The sequence below is a fragment of the Thermoflexibacter ruber genome (assembly GCF_900113045.1).
GTDB classification, from domain to species: domain Bacteria; phylum Bacteroidota; class Bacteroidia; order Cytophagales; family Thermoflexibacteraceae; genus Thermoflexibacter; species Thermoflexibacter ruber.
On sequence record NZ_FONY01000004.1, the window covers coordinates 168,235 to 186,702 of the forward strand.

At 38.6% G+C, this 18,468-nt stretch carries 15 protein-coding genes; 3 read left to right on the top strand and 12 right to left on the bottom strand.

The window, feature by feature from the left end; genetic code table 11:
• Nucleotides 1-34 precede the first annotated feature (34 nt).
• Both BM141_RS03510 and BM141_RS03515 read left to right on the top strand, forming a co-directional pair.
• Nucleotides 35-1,519 carry a SusD/RagB family nutrient-binding outer membrane lipoprotein gene (locus BM141_RS03510; protein ID WP_091540089.1) on the top strand — a complete coding sequence of 495 codons (1,485 nt, stop codon included), beginning with the start codon at nucleotides 35-37 and terminating at the stop codon, nucleotides 1,517-1,519.
• Nucleotides 1,520-1,689: 170 nt separating this feature from the next.
• The gene (locus tag BM141_RS03515; RefSeq protein WP_091540092.1) at nucleotides 1,690-2,763 is read left to right on the top strand and encodes a branched-chain amino acid aminotransferase; all 1,074 of its coding nucleotides are present in this window, start codon (nucleotides 1,690-1,692) and stop codon (nucleotides 2,761-2,763) included.
• A 70-nt stretch (nucleotides 2,764-2,833) separates the two neighbouring features.
• Here the strand turns inward: BM141_RS03515 and BM141_RS03520 are convergent, their stop codons facing one another.
• The 12 genes from BM141_RS03520 to BM141_RS03575 form a co-directional block, all read right to left on the bottom strand.
• Nucleotides 2,834-3,118 carry a hypothetical protein gene (locus tag BM141_RS03520; protein ID WP_091540095.1) on the bottom strand — a complete coding sequence of 95 codons (285 nt, stop codon included), beginning with the start codon at nucleotides 3,116-3,118 and terminating at the stop codon, nucleotides 2,834-2,836.
• Nucleotides 3,119-3,239: 121 nt separating this feature from the next.
• Nucleotides 3,240-4,424, bottom strand: coding sequence for a glycosyltransferase family 4 protein (locus BM141_RS03525; RefSeq protein ID WP_091540099.1), 1,185 nt, complete (start codon nucleotides 4,422-4,424; stop codon nucleotides 3,240-3,242).
• A 15-nt stretch (nucleotides 4,425-4,439) separates the two neighbouring features.
• Nucleotides 4,440-5,819, bottom strand: coding sequence for a hypothetical protein (locus tag BM141_RS03530; protein ID WP_091540102.1), 1,380 nt, complete (start codon nucleotides 5,817-5,819; stop codon nucleotides 4,440-4,442).
• A gap of 52 nt (nucleotides 5,820-5,871) precedes the next feature.
• Nucleotides 5,872-7,140: a dipeptidase gene (locus BM141_RS03535; protein ID WP_091540109.1), complete on the bottom strand. Its 1,269-nt coding sequence runs from the start codon at nucleotides 7,138-7,140 to the stop codon at nucleotides 5,872-5,874.
• A gap of 55 nt (nucleotides 7,141-7,195) precedes the next feature.
• Complete coding sequence (locus BM141_RS03540; RefSeq protein ID WP_091540113.1) at nucleotides 7,196-8,275, bottom strand: N-acetyltransferase DgcN family protein; 1,080 nt, start codon at nucleotides 8,273-8,275, stop codon at nucleotides 7,196-7,198.
• 157 nt (nucleotides 8,276-8,432) lie between these two features.
• Nucleotides 8,433-9,797 (bottom strand): UDP-N-acetylmuramate--L-alanine ligase, encoded by a 1,365-nt coding sequence (locus BM141_RS03545; RefSeq protein WP_091540268.1) that lies wholly within the window; start codon nucleotides 9,795-9,797, stop codon nucleotides 8,433-8,435.
• Nucleotides 9,798-9,959: 162 nt separating this feature from the next.
• Nucleotides 9,960-11,270, bottom strand: coding sequence for a dicarboxylate/amino acid:cation symporter (locus BM141_RS03550; RefSeq protein WP_091540116.1), 1,311 nt, complete (start codon nucleotides 11,268-11,270; stop codon nucleotides 9,960-9,962).
• Nucleotides 11,271-11,386: 116 nt separating this feature from the next.
• Nucleotides 11,387-11,968, bottom strand: a complete 582-nt coding sequence (locus tag BM141_RS03555) for a non-canonical purine NTP diphosphatase (protein ID WP_091540120.1) — start codon at nucleotides 11,966-11,968, stop codon at nucleotides 11,387-11,389.
• A gap of 1 nt (nucleotide 11,969) precedes the next feature.
• On the bottom strand, nucleotides 11,970-12,569 hold the full coding sequence (locus tag BM141_RS03560; RefSeq protein ID WP_091540123.1) for a porin family protein: 600 nt from the start codon (nucleotides 12,567-12,569) through the stop codon (nucleotides 11,970-11,972).
• A gap of 168 nt (nucleotides 12,570-12,737) precedes the next feature.
• Nucleotides 12,738-13,712 carry a PhoH family protein gene (locus tag BM141_RS03565; protein ID WP_091540126.1) on the bottom strand — a complete coding sequence of 325 codons (975 nt, stop codon included), beginning with the start codon at nucleotides 13,710-13,712 and terminating at the stop codon, nucleotides 12,738-12,740.
• A gap of 20 nt (nucleotides 13,713-13,732) precedes the next feature.
• On the bottom strand, nucleotides 13,733-16,003 hold the full coding sequence (locus tag BM141_RS03570) for an MBL fold metallo-hydrolase (protein ID WP_091540130.1): 2,271 nt from the start codon (nucleotides 16,001-16,003) through the stop codon (nucleotides 13,733-13,735).
• A gap of 277 nt (nucleotides 16,004-16,280) precedes the next feature.
• Nucleotides 16,281-16,883, bottom strand: coding sequence for a DUF4136 domain-containing protein (locus tag BM141_RS03575; RefSeq protein WP_091540132.1), 603 nt, complete (start codon nucleotides 16,881-16,883; stop codon nucleotides 16,281-16,283).
• Nucleotides 16,884-17,199: 316 nt separating this feature from the next.
• Between BM141_RS03575 and BM141_RS03580 the strand changes: the two genes are divergently transcribed.
• Nucleotides 17,200-18,435, top strand: a complete 1,236-nt coding sequence (locus BM141_RS03580) for a proline dehydrogenase family protein (RefSeq protein ID WP_091540271.1) — start codon at nucleotides 17,200-17,202, stop codon at nucleotides 18,433-18,435.
• The last annotated feature ends 33 nt before the right edge of the window (nucleotides 18,436-18,468 follow it).

An 18,468-nucleotide genomic window follows, 5' to 3' on the forward strand; every position in this document is an offset into this window, starting at 1 on the left:
ATCAGATTAATTCACCTTTTATAAAAATATACTTATGAAAGTAATCATAAAAAAATTGACAGTTTTGGTATTTGTACTTACTGCTTTTAGTGCTTGTACCAACCGTTTTGAGGAAATCAATACTAATCCCAATGCACCTATTTCCGTAACTTCCAGTTTATTGCTTCCTCAAATTATCAGAGATATGGTAAATGCTACCTTGGGCGAGGCATGGGGAATTGGAAACATTGTTATTCAACACACAGCAAAAAACCAGTTCGTAAACGAAGACCGCTACCTCTGGGGCGAGCTAAACTCTATTTGGAACAACGTGTATAGCAATATGCGCGATTTAAAAATCGTTCTTGACCAAAGCGAAGCGAGCAATCAGAGAAATTATAAAGGCATTGCCCTCATCTTAAAATCTTGGATGTTTTCTTTGGCAACTGATTGCTACGGTGATATTCCCTACAGCGAGGCTATCAGAGGGAAAAGTGATGGCATTAACTTTCCCAAATACGACACCCAAGAAAGTATTTATGCAGGGATTTTGGCAGATTTGGCAGAGGCAAACAGCATTTTAGGAACTACAGGAGAAATAGTAGCTGGCGACCCTATTTTCAATGGAGATGTTACCAAATGGAAAAAATTAGCTAACTCCTTGCGTTTACGCTACCTTATGCGTATTTCTAACAAAAGAAATGTAGCGGCAGACATGGCATCAATAGTAAATAATCCTAATGCCAATCCAATCATGACAGGCAACAGCGACAATGCCAATTACACCTACTTGTCAAATGCCCCTGACCAATTTCCCTTGTTTACTACGCGTATCGGTTCTTTCAATGAATTTCGTGCAAGTAAGACTTTGATGGACGTACTAACAGGTTTTAATGACCCTCGTAGAAACATCTTTTTCCGCCCCACACCTGCGACCGAACTTACCCCTGATACCTCTGACGACCAGTATGTTGGTATTCCTAACGGTTTAGGGGACGTAGAGGCTTTGCAGTTCAACGGAGGTCCTCAAAACCAATCTCGTATAGGTGCTTTGTTCTATGAAGCAGCCAATAGCTCGTTAGGGCTTTCTATTGCCAAAGGAGTCATCATGAACTATTCGGAGTTGCAGTTTATTTTAGCGGAAGCGGCAAAGAAAGGTTTGATAGCAGGAGGCGATGCTCAAGCCAAAACCTACTACGAAAATGGTATTAATGCTTCTTTTGCTTACTACGGTTTATCTACGCCCGCAGGGTATTTAGCTCAAACAGGTGTTGCTTATAATCCAGCTAATGCCTTAGTACAAATTGGGACGCAAAAATGGATTTCCTTCTTCTTCCAAGGACTGGAAGCTTGGTTTGACTGGCGTAGAACCAATATTCCTGCCCTCAGACCTGCGGCAACTAATCAAACCAATGGCATTATTCCTACTCGTTTTATCTATCCTTTGAGCGAGCAGTCCTTAAATACACAAAACAGAGTGGAAGCCGTTACCCGCCAAGGAGCAGATGCTATCACTACCAAAGTTTGGTGGAATAAGTAAAAACCTTATCTTTTCTTTCTACTTACAAGATGTTAGACTTCTCAAAATTTTTTTGGGAAGTCTTTTTTCTTTTTTGAGAAAAAACTAATACATTTTTGTTAGTAAGTTACACTTTGAATTGTATGAAAAATTGACTTACTTTGAAAACTTAAACTATAAAATTTTTAAATATGACAGCCACAGATTTAGCCTTAGACATTTCAGTTCGCAGAGTTGCTCAATCTCGCTTACCTGAAATAGACTTCAATCATCTTCCATTTGGTAGAATCATGACTGACCACATCTTTGTTGCTGATTATAACGGCAAAGAGTGGACAGATTTGCGTATAGAGCCTTTTGCAAAAATGAGTATTAGCCCAGCTAATCTTACTCTTCACTATGGACAAACTATTTTTGAAGGTCTAAAAGCCTATAAAACAGGCAACCATGAGATTTTAGTATTTCGTCCAGACCAAAACGCAAAACGCATGAACAAATCTGCGGTCAGAATGTATATGCCTGAGATTCCAGAAGAAATATTTTTGGCAGGATTAAAGGAGCTATTAGAGATAGACCGCAATTGGATACCTACTACTCAGGGCAGTTCGCTATATATCAGACCTTTGATGTTTGCTACTGATGAGTATGTAGGTTTGCAACCTTCTCAAACTTATCGCTTTATTATTATGTGTTCGCCTGTAGGGGCTTACTACAATAAACCCGTCAAGGTGAAGGTAGAAACCCATTTTACCAGAGCAGTAGAAGGAGGAATAGGATATGCCAAAACCGCAGGAAACTATGCCGCCTCTATGCTGCCTACCCAATTAGCCATAGAAGAAGGCTACGACCAACTTATTTGGACAGACGGAAAGGAGCATAAGTACGTAGAAGAAGCTGGCTCTATGAATCTCATGTTTGTTATTAATGGAAAACTTATCACAGCAAGTACAGGGGACAGCATTTTAGACGGTATTACTCGTAAAAGCGTTATCCAAGTAGCTAAAGATATGGGCATAGAAGTAGAAGAACGCAAACTGGCAATCAGTGAACTCATAGAGGCTATCCAAAAAGGTACTTTACAGGAAGCCTTTGGAGCAGGCACAGCCGCAACTATTGCTCAAATCATTCAAATAGGTTATGAAGGAATCCGCTACGAGCTTCCTCCAGTTGAAACACGCAAGATTTCTAACGCTATTTACAAAGAATTAGAAGACCTCAAATACGGCAGAATCCCAGACCAAAGAGGCTGGATGATGAAAATATAAATCATAAAATAGCTTACTTTCTCGGTCAATTGAGAGATTTTACTTGTATCAGGTAAAATCTCTTAGCTAACTACAGTAATTCTTCTACTATTTTTTCCCATTCCTCTGCCAAAGAATAGCTCGGCATGTTTCTTTTAGCTCGCCTGTACCAATACTGTGCATTCCACTCATCGCCTTCTTTGCGATGTAAGTAAGCATGAACAAGACAATACTGCTGACTTTCTTGGCTTTGTGCTATCTCGTGTGCCTTGTGCCAATCTCCTTTGGCATCGTACCAAAGTGCTTTGAGCAATTCTGAAATGTCAGAAGGAACTTGTTTTTGGCTTAAACTTTCTTTAAATTGGTTAAAGGTCATAATACTTCTAAATTAGCTATTTGCTTTATGAATTGGTAAAGTTTGTCCTTGTTATGATTCGTAAAAATATAAATCTTGTAGGTAATTGGTTATAATACCTTTACGCAGTTAAAGTATTTTACTATCTCCAGCAACTTCTCAAAGGTTCAAATTCGTCTAACATCGTAAAAAATTTCAGGGCAAATGCTTTTCCTGAACGCTCTTGAGCTATTTTTTTCCCTTTACTAATAAGTTCATTTTTGAGGTTCTCATCATTTGCCAAAGTAATCACTGCTTGGGCGATTTCTTGCGGAGAACTTGGATTGACTAAGATAGCTCCTTCGCCTAACTGTTCCTCTGCTCCTGCTACCTTGCTGGCTATCACCGCACAACCCAAAGCAAAGGCTTCTAAAGGAGGCAGATTCTCAGGACCGAAATAAGTTACATAAGTTAAAGCAAAAGCATTTTGGTATAAGGCAATGAGGTGCTGGGTAGAAACAAAGCCTAAGCAGTGTACTTGATGCGCTAAGCCCAAACTTTTGGCTTTTTGCATCACAAATGACTGATTTCCTTTATCAGAGCCTACCAGCACTAAGTCAAATTCTTGTTGAAAATCTCGCTTGAGCAAATGTAGTGCGTTCAATAAGCCGATGTGATTCTTATGCGCCCAGAACTGAGCAGGGTAAAACAGATATGGACGCTGAGGTATAAAACCCTGTGGCAGAGGCGGCTTTGGGTCTGTATGTTCTAAGGCAAAAGCAGGGGTAGGGTGTGGAATGAGAAATATGCGTTCTTTGGGAATGTGGTAAAACTGATGAATTTCCTCTCTTCCTGCTTCATTGCCAATAATCACTCGGCTGGCTTGAGGGAGATTAGCACTATAAAATTTTTCTCGCTTTGCCCACTCTCCTTTGGCAGAAACCTCTGGGAAGTACGGCTGTAAGCGATGTTGCAAGTCCCAAACCATGCTGAAGTAGGGAATATCTAAAAAGAAATTCTCCCAAGGTGAAAGGTAGAAAATAGCATCTATTTCTTCTCGTAGGATTCTTTTTTGAAGGGGATTGAGCAGGTCTTTTTTTCTACTTCCTCTTAGTTTAGCTATCTGCTCTGAAAGTTTATAGTTAATTTTTTCAGAGATACTTATATCGATGTTTTTGATTTCAAAGCCCATTCTACGAAGTTGGGGCATGTCAAACCAAGAAAAAAGGACAAATTCGTGATGTGTAAGGTCTTTGTATTGGCTGATAGAGCTAATGATTTCTTTTTCAATGGTATATCCACCTCCCTCCTCTGGGCGTAGGCTTCCTGAAAACAGTCCTATTTTCATTGACTTTATATAAGTTTACTTGATTATTTTAACAGCATCAAAGGCATTTAATCCTTCTCTGACTACCATTTTGCGAATATTGGGGTCATACTCTTGTTTGAGTGCTTTTTTACGAAGGATAGCGATAATCTGCTCATCTGGAAGTTTTAAAATTACTAAGTTACATTCTTCTCCTAAACCTATTGTATAGCCTACACAACCTGTTCTTAAAAATGTTCCTACATCGCCTCCTGCTACAGCTTTGATTTCTTCCTCTGGCAAGCCGTTCAGAAAAACACCAATGCCTCCTTTGCAATCTATGTTAGGATTTTTTTCACTATAAAAAATATTGTTTTTCAGGGTTTTAATTCTATCCAATACATCAGGGTTATTAAGTGCGTTAATAACTTCATCGTATTTGAAGTGCAAAAAATCTGTAACTATTGCATCAAAATCTGCGGCGGCTTCCCTACCCAAGGGTTTAGTGACATCTTCTAACTTATAGTAAATTTTTACCCATTCTTTCCTGATTTCATAAGCTAAGTTTTTTACAGGCTTTAGATTCTTTCGCATAATCTCTACAGAATCCTCAGAGGCTTTGAGTTCTGCCTCAAACTGCGCCAAAGAGTCTTGCATGAAAGATAAATTATCCGCCATTTTAAGCGAATCTTCTTGGCTCTGCTCCAAAAATTCTTGCTCTCTCTTAATAAACTTTTCTTGTGCTTTGAGTTGCTTAGATTTTAGCTTTTCTTCAAGTTTCTTTTTTTCCTGTTCTTTTTTCAGTTGTTCTTGCTCTTGTTTCTCTTTGGCTTTCTGCTCGGCTGTTTTTTTGGATTTATTTTTACTGTTTGTTTCTTCTTCTTCCTCTTCTGACTCCCCCCAGCCGTCATCTTCTTCCTCTTCCTCTTTATTGACATTTCCTGTATCAGACGCAGAAGTATCCGCCTCCTCTTCCGAAGATTTAAGGAGTTCATCTAAGGCTTTTAACCTTTTTTCTCTTTCTGCATTAAATTCTTTTTGAGAGGCTTCCATATCCTTAATTTCTTTCAACAACTTTACCCTATATGCCTCTTTTTCTTTGTTTTCTGCCACTTTTCTTTGGATAGGGTCTTCCATGAATCGCACTAATAACCAAGCTGTATCCCTGAGATTGCGTAATTTTTTTTCTCTTTGGCGAAGAAAGTCTAAGGAAGCATTCTCAGGATAGCTTTTCAACTGCTCGAAAACAGCCATTAGCTCTTCATATTGCATTCCAACATAAATGCGTGGAGCAGTAGAATCATTAGGTACGTCCTCTATTTCTCTCTCCTTAGGGGCTAAAGTTCCTTTGGGTTGTGCAGAAACAGCCGCTAAACCAAGCAGAAAAGTAAAAACTATGCTAATGTATATATATTTGAAAGAGAAATATTGAATCATATCTTGTTGATTTTACTTTTTTCCCTCAAAATACTTACCAAAAATTTAACAACTATCTGGCTTGTTGCTGTGCTACCTCCATTACTTTATTCCAAACTCTAAATACGTTTTTGTAACAAATCTTAGCGATGTCTTCCTCTGAATATCCTCTTTTGAGCAAAACGTAAATCAAATTGGGATAGCCTGTTACATCTTTTAGTCCTGTGGGTAAGGTATCCCCTACGCCGTCAAAATCTGAACCCAGACCTACATGGTCTATACCTGCTATTTTGACTACATGGTCTATGTGGTCGGCGACTTTCTCTACCGTGCTAAAAAGTGCAGGATTGTCTTTGGCAAACTGCTCTATAATGGGCTTAGCTGCGGAGTCTTGTGGAGATAAGCCCTTTTCTTTTAGCAAGTTAGCGAGTTTTGCATCTAATGCTTTGTTTTGCTTATTGATTTCTGCATCTAAAAAATCTGAACCAAAGTTGATTTGTATCACTCCTCCATTTTTGGCTAAAACTTTTATCATGTCATCGGACATATTGCGAATAAAATCAGGAGTAAAAGCTCTGCACGAAGAATGAGAAGCAATGCAAGGAGCTTTGCTGAGCCGCATAACTTGATAAAAAGTACTATCTGATACATGAGAAATGTCTATCATCATGCCTACATTGTTCATCTCAGCAACTACTTCTCTTCCAAAAGGACTCAATCCATTCCAAGTGCGAGTAGTATCATAAGAGGAATCACAAATTTGATTGTCTAAGGCGTGAGTAAGGGTAATATAACGAATACCTCTGTCATAAAAATACTTGACATTAGCGAGGTCATTTTCAATGGGTGCGCCATTTTCCATGCCCATAGGTAAGGAAATAAGACCTTTGTTAAAATTAGCTTCTACTTCCGCAGGCGTACCTGCCAAAGCAAATTTATCAGGATTGGCCTCAGCGATTGCCCTGACCATATTAATTAAGGTATCTGCATAGCTTTTTGCGCCTCCTGTTTTTTGGTAATAAGAAGGTATATAGATGGACATGAAAGGAGCATCTAAACCTCCTATTTTTGCTCTTTCGTAATCAAAATCTCCCTCTTTGGAACTTATAGGAATGCCTAAAAATTGCTTTTCAAAGCGAAATCCTTTGGTAATGAGGCGATAAGGCAAATCCACATGCCCATCGGTCAAGATAAACTTATGAGCCAGCTCATCAGCCCGCTTTCTTAGTTCTTCATCAGTCTTTGGTTTTTCTTTGGGCGAGCAAGCCAAAAGTAAAAAACACAACCATAGGAAAGTCAAATATGCCCAATAGTTTGTAGGTTTACGGGTAATTTTTTGCATGAGAAAAAAGTTTGCGTTAAAAAATTAGCCCTCCAAATTAAAAATAATATCTCCCTTATACAAACTCTTTTTCTACTTTTAGCTTATATTTTTCTGAGAGCATTTCTATAATACGCTCTACGCCATCAGACAGAGGAAAAACTACGGGAATACCCAACTCAGCTTCGTACTCTTCTTTGTACCGCAATGCTTGTGCTTTGGAAAGTCCATCGCCGTTCAGGGTAATTGCTAAGGTTTCTACTCCAAACATTTTTATTAAAGCTACTTCGCTTTGCAAAGAAGGAATCATAACGGGCATCTCTTCGGTGTCGTGGTAGTACTCTCTGGAAGGTTTGTGCTGCAAAATAACTCCGTTGGCTTGTCCAGAGATTAGAAACTCTCCTCCGCAAGGTCCGATAGGATTACGCAGCGCAGACTGCCCTTCCATAAAGATAATTTGAGGGTTAGTTTCGCGATAGCAAGTTACTATAGCGTGTTCTAATTCTCCAGTAATGAAGTCATTGACCGTTGCATCTAAGATAAAACCATATTTGTTGCCAAGTAGCCAGCCTGTTTGTCCTGTATAAATCATTTCTGCATGTAAGCCCATGTATTTTGCTGTTTCAGTAAGCAAGGAACAGGTAGTTCGTTTCCCAATGGCACTATCTGTGCCTAAAACGGCTATCTTGGGAGTTTTGACTTGGCGGATTTTTCCTGTCCAATAGTGCAGGGCTGATTTAGGTTTGGGCTTTCTAATGTCTATTAGCGAAACATCACAAGATTTAGCCAAACTTACTAATTCTGGTATATCATTTAAAAATTGATGCAAGCCGTTTACGATAGACATACCTGATTGGATAGCGGCTTTGATAATTGGTAAAATATCAAGTGGAATTCTTCCTCCTGCAAAGGCAATTCCAATGATAAAATAATCTATCTTTTCATCTATCATATTCAAGGCGGTGCCTATGCTATCATAAATAGGAATGCTTGGCACTTCTCCCCCCAGCAGATCTCCTAACTCCATTCCTGCAAACTTATGGTCAATGATAGCTAAAATATTGTATCGTTCAGTCCCTCTAATAAGCCCATGAGCAGTTTTAGCAAACTCTGTATTAAGCAAGCCATGTGTAAGGACTATTGCTGTGCCGTCCATAATCTATTTATGTTAAGTCTGAATATTATATGTATATGAAAGCACATAGGCTTATTTTAACTTTATTTAAAAAATCTATGTACTCATTGCAAACTCATTTACAAAGATAATATTTTTTTTCTTTTTTTTAAAAAAAATAAGCTGTTATATGAATTTGTTATCCTATGACCTTTGCCGCTAATTCTTTGATGTCCATGTTATCATAAGTTCCTGAACTCATCATGAGTAAGTTGGTGTCTTTCCAAGATTGTCCAAGCAAAAAATTTTTGAGTTTTTCTGCATCAGTAAAGACATGAATTGCATGATTGTTGAATGCTTGTTTGATTTCCTGCTCAGAAATTGGGGAAAGTCTTTTATGTGCCACAGTTTTGGGATTGTAATATACAATGCCCAAGTCCGCTTTGTCTAAGGTATTTTGGTATTCAGGGATAAATTCTTTATTGAGGCTACTATACGTATGCAATTCTGCACAAGCGATTAGCTTCCTATGAGGGAACTGTTCTTTGACGGCTTTGGTCGTAGCTTCTATCTTGGAAGGAGCATGAGCGAAATCTCTAAAAAATGCAGTATGCTCATTCTTTCCTACCAACTCCAAGCGTTTTGCTGCTCCTTTAAAACTTTGAATGGCTTGGTAAAATTTTTCCTCATCAATACCTATTCTACTACATACAGTTTTGGAGGCATTGACATTCTGCATGTTGTGCGCCCCGAAAAAAGGAACGGCAATTTTGGTGTGGTCTATGATTAAATAAGTAATGCCATTTTTAACTTCGTAAGGGTGAGTATTGTAAGCAATCTTATTTACATCATCTCTCATATTGTTCGAGGTACAGGCTACTGTGGCTAAGTCGTCCTCTTCGCAGTAAATAATTGTTCCTGCTTTGGGTGTACTTGCGGCGAAGAGTTCAAACTGGTGTACGTAATCCTCGAAGTTAGGAAAAATGTTGTAGTGGTCCCAAGCAATGCCACTCACTAAGCCAATATGGTGCTGATAACGCATGAATTTAGGAGTAGGGTCTATCGGGGAGGAGAAATATTCATCTCCCTCTATGACGATGAGAGGGGCTTCTTCAGTAAGTCTGACTGTTCCGTCTAAACCTTCCAAAGTTGCTCCTACTGCGTAGTCAAACTTTTTCTGATGAAAGTTCAATACATGTATTATCATAGCAGTAATGGTGGTTTTCCCATGACTGCCTGCAATTACTATTCTTTCTTTATTTTTACTCTGTTCGTAGATGTACTCTGGGAAAGAATATACTTGCAGTCCAAGTTCCTGTGCCTTGAGCAGTTCAGGATTATCTTTTCTTGCGTGCATTCCTAAAATCACCGCATCTAAAGCTGCATGGATTTTTTCTGGAAACCAACCTTCCTCCGCAGGTAGCAAGCCAAAACTTTTGAGTCTGCTTGCAGAAGGCTCATAAATTTCGTCATCTGAACCTGTAACTTGGTATCCTTTTTGGGCAAGAGTAATTGCCAGATTGTGCATGATGCTACCACCTATTGCGATAAAATGAACTTTCATTAGGTAAAGACTTAATATAATGCTTTGAGATACAATTTTTTCATCAATCCAACTTGCAAAATTATTTTGTTTTTGCAAAAATGAGCATATCTTAGGCTTTCTTTATGTAAATATTTCTTAAACTATCAGGTTTTTGAAAATCTTACTTAGCATATCTGTCCTCTAATGCTCCATCTCTTCTTGCATTTCTATCATATCTATCTCTTCCTCTACTTTCCCAAATTCGCCTTCCCATTTGGCTACGACTACCGTTGCTAAGCAGTTTCCAATCACATTGACCGAAGTTCTCCCCATATCCATCAGGGCATCTATGCCTAAAATCACCATGATAGGCTCGGCAGGCAGATTAAAGGAAGCTACTGTACCAGAGAGAATCACCAAAGAAGCACGCGCTACCCCCGCTACTCCTTTGCTTGTCAGCATGAGCGTCAGGCACATCACTATCTGGGTTTCCAGAGGTAAGTCTATGCCCGCCGCCTGAGCCACAAAAATAGAAGCTAAAGAAAGATACAAAGTTGTGCCGTCAAGGTTAAAACTGTAGCCTGTTGGCATAACAAAAGCCACAATTTTTTGAGGTACACCTATGGATTGCATCGCTTTCATTGCTTTAGGCAGTGCTGCCTCCGAACTTGCCGTAGCAAAAGCAAGTGAAACAGGCTCGGCAATTGCTTGTAAAAACTGTTTCAAAGGAACTTTGACAGCCAAAGCAATGGGCAGCAACACCAAAAATACAAATACCAACAAAGCACCATAAAGCGTAAGGAGTAACATAATGAGGTTTTTAAAAATATCTAAGCCCATCGTTCCGATAGTATAGGCGATAGCTCCTCCTACTGCAAATGGGGCAAAATACATGATGATGTTGGTAAACTTGAACATGACCTCCGATAGGGTTTCCAAAAAGCCTATCATGACTTTGCGATGATGAGGAGCAACCATAGTCAAGCCAATAGCAAATAAAATACTGAAAACCACTATTTGTAAGACCTCGCCGTTAGCAATAGCTTTGGCAATGTTTTCAGGGAAAATGTGTAAAACTATCTGTTTCCAATCTTGGTGAGCGACTTCTGCCAACTTTTCTCCTGTTTTTTGAGCGGCGGAGAGGTCTATGCCTTCGCCTGCTTTGGTAAAATTGATGGCGATTAGTCCTACGACCAAGGCTATCGTAGTTACTACTTCAAAATATACGAGGGCTTTAACCCCCATTCTACCCACTTGCTTCATGTCGGAGTGTCCCGCAATCCCTACTACCAATGTGCCTATTAAAAGTGGGGCAATAATGGTTTTGATAAGTTTTAAGAAAATATCACTGAGGATTTTAAGTTCCTTGGCAAAGGTAGGGAAGTCATAGCCAATCTCAGCACCTATAGCCATACTTACTAATATCCAAGTGGTTAGGTCTTTCTTTTTGTATCCATAGAAACACAGGGCAAGCACCACTACCCAGCGCAAAGACATCATTGCAATTTCCATATTTGTAAAATTTCTTTCGTTGTAAATCTAAATAATTGAGAGTAGATAGACAAAAAGCCTATTAATCACAAAGATTAGAAAACAAAGATAAAAATTTTACGCTTTAAGCACATTTTTTAGGAAATTTGATTCAAAAAATCTACTAATTTAGCTACAGCCTTTGCTCTATGGCTAATTGCATTTTTCTCGGCTAAGGTCATTTCCGCAAAAGTGCGGTCATAACCCTCTGGGATAAAAATAGGGTCATAGCCAAAGCCGTTGGCCCCTTTTCTTTCACGAATTAGCCTTCCTCTAATAATTCCATGAAAATAATAGACTTGCCCTTCTAAAATCAAGGCAATACAAGTATGAAATTGCGCACTTGTATCAGTATAATTTTTTAGATTTTCTAAAAGCAAGTCTATATTGTTTTTATCACTTTTTTGCAAACCTGCATACCTTGCTGAGTGTACGCCCGGTGCGCCTCCTAAGGCATCTACTTCTAAGCCTGAGTCATCAGCAAAACAACTCATACCAAACTTGTTCCAGATGTATTGTGCTTTTAAAAGAGCATTGCCCTCGAAAGTATCTGCCGTCTCGGGAATTTCCTCTGCTATGTCTAAGTCTGATAAACTAATGAGTGCATATCTATCCGCAAGTTTGGCTTGTATTTCTTTGATTTTGTTTTTATTATGCGTTGCAAAAACCAGATTTTTCATGCTAAAAAGTGTATCCTATGCCTATTTGAATTGCTTGATTTTTCCATTTTTCCGAACTGCTGACCTCATTGAGATTGCTTAGCCCTATAAGGTAGCGTCCTGTTAGATTTACTTTGCCCAACTGTACCCATACTCCACCGACTAAGGCAAAATCCCCAGATTTAAATGCTTCTCTCCCGTTCTGGAAAAGGTTTTGATTTTGATTGAGCAAAATACTATACTGAGGTCCTACTTGGAAAGACAGTTTGTTGATACCAAAATTAGCTAAAATAGGAATACTCAAATAGTTCAGCCGCACATTTTGAATGTCTGTATTCGCTCCTGAGTAAATCTGACTGAATCGCTGTACTGTCCTGCCCGTAGATTGATTGAAAATGAGTTCGGGCTGTATGCCCCAGTACTCCCCTATGTTGAATTTGAGAAAACCGCCCAAATGATAGTTGAACTTAAATTCCTCATCGTAACCTACGCCTTGTATTTTGTTTAGGTTTGCTCCTAACTTGACTCCTGCTTGTATGAAAGGGGCATCTTCGTAACGCTGGGCAAAGGCAAAAAAGGGAACGAGTATAAAAATGATAGCTAAATTATTTATTTTCTTCATTTTTCTTATCGATGTTTAGTTTAGCAATAGAGTAACAAATCCTTACAAGATATTTTTTTAAACTCTTGCTGGACTTTGAATAACTGATATGAACGGAAGCAAATGAACTAATGTTACCTTCCTAACACTTCTTATCAAATCTTACCAAAAATTAGGATAAAATTTTTCTTATTGTTTCCCTTGCTGATGGGGCGGGTGCTGTGCCTCAAACTTATCATACGCCATGACAATCTTCTTGACTAACTGGTGGCGAATCACATCTTTGCTTTCCATGCGTACAAAGCCTATGCCCTCAGTATCTCTCAGAATATCAGCAGCATGGATTAATCCTGATTTTTGATTTCTTGGCAAGTCTATCTGCGACTCGTCCCCTGTAATGACCATTTTTGAATGTTCTCCCAAGCGAGTCAGTACCATTTTCATTTGCATTTGGGTAGTATTTTGGGCTTCGTCTAAGAGTACAAAGGCGTTAGAGAGCGTCCTTCCCCTCATATAGGCAAGTGGAGCAATCTCTATGACATTTTTTTCCTGATAAAACTTCAGTTTTTCTGAGGGAATCATATCCTCTAAGGCATCGTAAATAGGTCGCAAGTAAGGGTCTATCTTTTCTTTTAAATCCCCCGGCAAAAAGCCTAAGTTTTCCCCAGCTTCCACTGCGGGGCGGGTGATTATCAGCTTTTTGACCATTTTATTTTTCAAAGCCCTGACCGCCATCGCTACGGCAATGTAGGTTTTTCCTGTACCTGCGGGACCTAAGGCAAATACCAAATCGTTGTTGTAAATCGCTTGTACGAGTTTGAGTTGATTATGTCCACGGGGTTTGATAGCCGTACCTTTCGCTCCATAGAGAATGATGTCGTCTGCCAAATCGTGTAAGGGAATCTGGTCGGGGCGAGCATGGAGGTACACCTGCACGTTGTCTAAGGTAACTTTGCTATATTTATTATAATGCTCTAATAATGAGTTGATAATCTCATTAATCCTTACGATTTCTGTATCGTTGCCTTTGATGCGGATTTCACTTCCTCGTGCAATAATTTTGCTATTAGGGAAAGCCTGTGCTATTTCCTTGATGTTGGCGTTTTCTACGCCCAAAAAATCTACTAAGGAGATTTCTTCTAATTGTATAACTTTTTCTACCAAGTTTTTCTCTTACTTATGGTTTATTGAACTTCGTTATAAATAGCCCTGATTCGTTTATTGTAGGTTTCTAAAAGTTTCCAATGCACAATCGGAATATCTTTCATCACAGTAGCAGTAATAGCAAATAAGCAAGTGTCTTTGGGCAAAATGGCTTTGACATTTTTCAAATCAAACTTGCGATGATGCCCTAATATAGTCCTGTCCCCTCCAAAAAAATCTGCCTTTTCCAGCCTTCCTATCTCATTGTCTATGTGCTTAATAGCGACTTCACCGTCAGCAATGATATGCAACATATCCTCATCTGCATTTCCATTAGCCGAAAAAGGATTGTTGAGGTATTTTTCACTTTGGAACAGAGGAATCTGATAGTTATGAGAAAGCTGAATTTTCTGCATTTTTTTTGCTACCTGTGCCAAATTTGGAAAAGAAACCACATCGCCAAAGAGCCAAGTACTTTGCAAAAATAAGATATTTTCCTCCATTCGTTTCAGTTCGCTGTAAAGATTATTTCGCGATACAAACTCCCTGTAAGAACTGCTTGGAATCTGCAAAACGTGTATGTTGCAAGATGCCCAATAAGTTTCAGGCGAATGTAAGCCTAAATAGCCCGCATAAAACCCAATAAATGAACCTGCGGGAAGCGTATCGTGCTTACCTGTTTTAGCATGTAGGAACTCCACTGAGCCTGTAATAAGCAAATACACATACTTAGATTCCTGTCCTTTCTTGAGCAAGAGCGAACCTGCATTATAACTTACAATAGGATGATTGAGCAAATAGTTCAATTCATGCTCAGAAGCATTAGGAAAATAATTTTTCAGATGGTTATGCGCAAAAGTAATCAAATAATCATGGTTAGTAGGAATCAACACATCTACCATTCCAAAAGCAGAAGACGAGCCTATTTCCCTTTGCGAGAGAGTTAAGGGTTTGGAGGTGTGTGCCAAGACGATTTTATGCGATTTGTCTTCTCTGAAATCCTCTGCGTTGCCGTGAATCATTCCCCCACCTACGTCTATCTTTTTCAAGTGAGCGGGATACATATACTTGGCTTTGATTTGCTCAAACTGCTCCTCTGTAATACCGTTTTCCTTAGGATTGTTGGTAATCATTTTTCGTAAAACCTCATCGGAGGTTACATCGGCTAAGTGTGCATATACCTTGTAGCCATCAATCCAATTTGCCCTGAAAAAGAAAATATTTGTTTCTACGGGGTGAGGCGAATAAACTGGCTTTACCTCCAAGCCATCTACATCAGTCCACTCGTCAAAAGGCAAATCGTGAATATCAAAAAAACTGCTAAAACTTTCCTCTTGCATGGACATCAAAGCACATAGCTTTTTTGTTACGGCTGTGCGCACCAAGGGCGTAGCGTAATATTTGAACCTTCTATCTGTTCTGATGAGCGTAGTCAACCCTGCAAAGTGGTCGTCATGGGCATGGGTATGAAAAATCCCTTCAATTTCGTTTACACTGATACCCAAATAGTTAAGGCTTGCTAAGATATTAGGTCCTGCATCTATAATATAAATCCTTCCTTGAAAAATAATGACGCTTGCCATGCAAGGACGGTGCAAATCCCAACCATCTCCCTCGCCTGAGTGAATGATGGCAAAGTATTCTCTATCAATGAAGTGATAACCAAGTTGATACGGAGGGTCGTAGAGTTCTCCCGCACCCAAATTCAAATCTACCTGTACTTTTTCATCTTGATAGCTTATTTGGTATTTATTAAAACTAATGCGTCTGATAAAAACACCATTGCGAATTTCTATATTCGTATTTTTTACAATTCGGCTGTCTATCAACTCATTAGAAGGGGTAATTTTCCCAAAAGCAAATTTTAGCTTTATTTTCATCATTTCTTGAGCCTCAGCCCAAGTTGCCCCAGCTTCTATCATTTCATCAATACTTACCAATCCGTAGTTCCCCCTATAAATATATTCCATTTGTGCTTTTACCTGCTCTTCTGTGCCTATGAGCATGGGCTTCATGCCCGTATTGTTAGGGTGATTGGGAATAATCATGCCTTGGAGGTAAAGCATTTGCAAGACAGGAAACTCTGTGAGATTGGAAAAACTGCTGTTTTGCATCAGTACATCAGAAAGTAGAATTACATTGGGTCCTGTTTCGTAAACTACTCCCTCTTTTTCAACTTCTTCTATTAACCCTCTCTTTTTTAGATGCTTTACTGTATCCGCAGGACAGCCACACAAGATATAGAGTTCTGCCTCTTTTATCTCTACCCAGTAAACACCATTAATAACTTTAATTTTTTTGATTTTAGACATATTTAATCCAACAAGTTCTACTAAAAAGTAAAATGCTCATACAAACAAATGAATAAAAATGCACAATGCCAAATACAATGAGTTCAATATCTAAGAGGGTTATTAGATGCCTTTATGCTAAAGTTTATAAAAAGTCTGGAATTCAATATAATAAATAAGTGTAGCAAATTATTACTTTATTCTTAAAATAAGAAAATTTAATGCCAAAAAATACAAAAGCCCTTTAGAAAAAGTTTCCAAAAGGCTTTGATAGCAAAGTTTGCAAATAAATAGTGCATTACTTTACTGGTTTGTCTTTATCGTCATAAGCAAAGCCATCTGCCAAAAATTTATATTTATCAAAAATGAGGCGGACAGGTTTTTTCAAATATCTAGAACTATTGAAAAAGGCGTTGCCAAAGATTCCTGAGGCATAACCCTGCCAAATAGCTTTCTCCTGTTTGCCGTCAAAAAATACAATCAGCAAAGTCCCTTCACGTAAATTGTACTTGATAGGGTCATACTTTTGGTCTTTTTCGTCAAGGTACTCTTCATTTTTCACAAAAACCTCGATTTCGGGCTGGCTATATCCTGTAAAGCGGAGATTGTCATAAAATATTTTATAAGAAACAAGGAGATGAGGATTTTTTTCTACCATCTTATAGCCCAACAATTCCATGCGAAATTTTATTTCCTCCTCGATGACTTGGTTTTGAAGGCTTGTATCGGCATTAGTATCTTTCAAAAAGGCATAAGTCTTGTATTTTTTAAACTTGCCTTGGTAGCTATAATCACTTTCCACGCTGTATTTTCGCGAACTCATACATGCTGTACCCACAAGAGCAAATACACTTATAATACTTAATAGTTTGAAAATCAGGCAATAGTTTTGTTTCATCATAGTTATTTAGCGTTAATAGAGAGATGATTGATTGATAAATAAGATAGAGTGTAGCGTTGTTTTCGCAGTAGTATCAAAGTTAAGATAAATTTTTCGTAAAATCAAACTCTTTGTTGAAAGTATTTTGTTTTGTAAAATTTTGATTTTCAAAATATTTTTCTATTTATATTTTTTATTTACCTAAAATTTTTCACACATACCTTTTGTTGTGTAATTTCGTTGTTGCAAAAACATTAAATCAAGCCTATAACAATATTAAATCTTAAACAAAGCACATTTTTACTTGTTTTTAGAGGTATTCAAATTAAAAAATATCATGCAATCTTCTGCTCTTTCTGAGAAAAAAATATTCAAAGACCTTTCTTTTGAAGATACGCAAGTTGCTTTTTCCTATCGTTCAGATACCGATTTGTGGAAAAGCTACCTTCTGTTTGCTTCTATCAATCGCAATTGGCTGGTAAGTAGTGGCACCAAACTCATTAGGTTTGCTCTCAAATCAGGCATTCCTATTGACCCTTTGCTCAAATCTACTTTGTTTAAGCATTTTTGTGGAGGAGAAAATATAGAGGACTGTGAAAAAACTATCCAAATGCTTGCCCAGTATCATGTAGGGACGATTTTGGATTATTCGGTAGAAGGCGAAAAAACGGAACAGGCTTTCGATGAAACCGAACAAGAAACCATCGCTACCATTCACAAAGCGGCGAGCAATCCTGCTGCCATTCCATTTACTGTGTTCAAAACCACGGGCTTAGCCCCGTTTGAGTTATTGGAAAAAGTATCTGCTTTTATCAACAACCCCAATCTTTCTCTAAGCGAAAGCGAAGAAGCTATGTTACAGAAACTTATAAAAAGGGTAGATAATATCTGTAAGACAGCACATCAGCACGGGGTAAAAGTATTCATAGATGCAGAGGAAACTTGGATTCAAGATGCAATAGACTCTCTTGCTTATCAGATGATGGAAAAATATAATCTTCAAAGCGTGATTGTGTATAACACTTATCAACTCTATACCTTAGCAGGTTTGGGCAAGCTAAAAATTGCCAAAGAAAAAGGCTTAGACAAGGGATTCAAAGTCGGGGCAAAGATAGTCAGAGGGGCTTATATGGAAAAAGAGCGCGCTCGTGCCAAAGCATTAGGATATGCTGACCCTATCCAACCCAACAAGTCCGCTACCGACAAAGCATTTAACGAAGCCTTGCTTTTCTGTGTAGAAAACAAAGCTATGATTGATTTTTGCGCAGGTACGCACAACGAGCAGAGTTGCCTCTACTTAGCCAAACTCATGGAACAACACCAAATAGCTAAAAAGGATGCAGGGGTTTGGTTTGCCCAACTTTACGGCATGAGCGACCATATTTCTTTCAACTTAGCTAAAGCAGGCTACAATGTAGCCAAATACGTACCTTACGGACCTTTGAAGTCTGTCATGCCTTATCTTTTCCGTAGAGCCGCAGAAAACACCTCCGTAGCTGGGCAAAGCAGTCGTGAGTTTACCCTGATAAGCAAGGAGATAGCAAGACGAAAACGAGCCAAAGGAAAATTGTAAGAGAGTATCTTAAACAAGGAAATTATTAGCCAA

Bases quoted from the DNA above. Each gene is read 5' to 3' on its own strand.
- BM141_RS03530 (WP_091540102.1), bottom strand. From the start codon at position 5,819: ATGATTCAATATTTCTCTTTCAAATATATATACATTAGCATAGTTTTT.
- BM141_RS03525 (WP_091540099.1), bottom strand. From the start codon at position 4,424: ATGAAAATAGGACTGTTTTCAGGAAGCCTACGCCCAGAGGAGGGAGGT.
- BM141_RS03515 (WP_091540092.1), top strand. From the start codon at position 1,690: ATGACAGCCACAGATTTAGCCTTAGACATTTCAGTTCGCAGAGTTGCT.
- BM141_RS03520 (WP_091540095.1), bottom strand. From the start codon at position 3,118: ATGACCTTTAACCAATTTAAAGAAAGTTTAAGCCAAAAACAAGTTCCT.
- BM141_RS03570 (WP_091540130.1), bottom strand. From the start codon at position 16,003: ATGTCTAAAATCAAAAAAATTAAAGTTATTAATGGTGTTTACTGGGTA.
- BM141_RS03580 (WP_091540271.1), top strand. From the start codon at position 17,200: ATGCAATCTTCTGCTCTTTCTGAGAAAAAAATATTCAAAGACCTTTCT.
- BM141_RS03555 (WP_091540120.1), bottom strand. From the start codon at position 11,968: ATGAAAAATCTGGTTTTTGCAACGCATAATAAAAACAAAATCAAAGAA.
- BM141_RS03535 (WP_091540109.1), bottom strand. From the start codon at position 7,140: ATGCAAAAAATTACCCGTAAACCTACAAACTATTGGGCATATTTGACT.
- BM141_RS03550 (WP_091540116.1), bottom strand. From the start codon at position 11,270: ATGGAAATTGCAATGATGTCTTTGCGCTGGGTAGTGGTGCTTGCCCTG.
- BM141_RS03540 (WP_091540113.1), bottom strand. From the start codon at position 8,275: ATGGACGGCACAGCAATAGTCCTTACACATGGCTTGCTTAATACAGAG.
- BM141_RS03545 (WP_091540268.1), bottom strand. From the start codon at position 9,797: ATGAAAGTTCATTTTATCGCAATAGGTGGTAGCATCATGCACAATCTG.
- BM141_RS03560 (WP_091540123.1), bottom strand. From the start codon at position 12,569: ATGAAGAAAATAAATAATTTAGCTATCATTTTTATACTCGTTCCCTTT.
- BM141_RS03575 (WP_091540132.1), bottom strand. From the start codon at position 16,883: ATGATGAAACAAAACTATTGCCTGATTTTCAAACTATTAAGTATTATA.
- BM141_RS03510 (WP_091540089.1), top strand. From the start codon at position 35: ATGAAAGTAATCATAAAAAAATTGACAGTTTTGGTATTTGTACTTACT.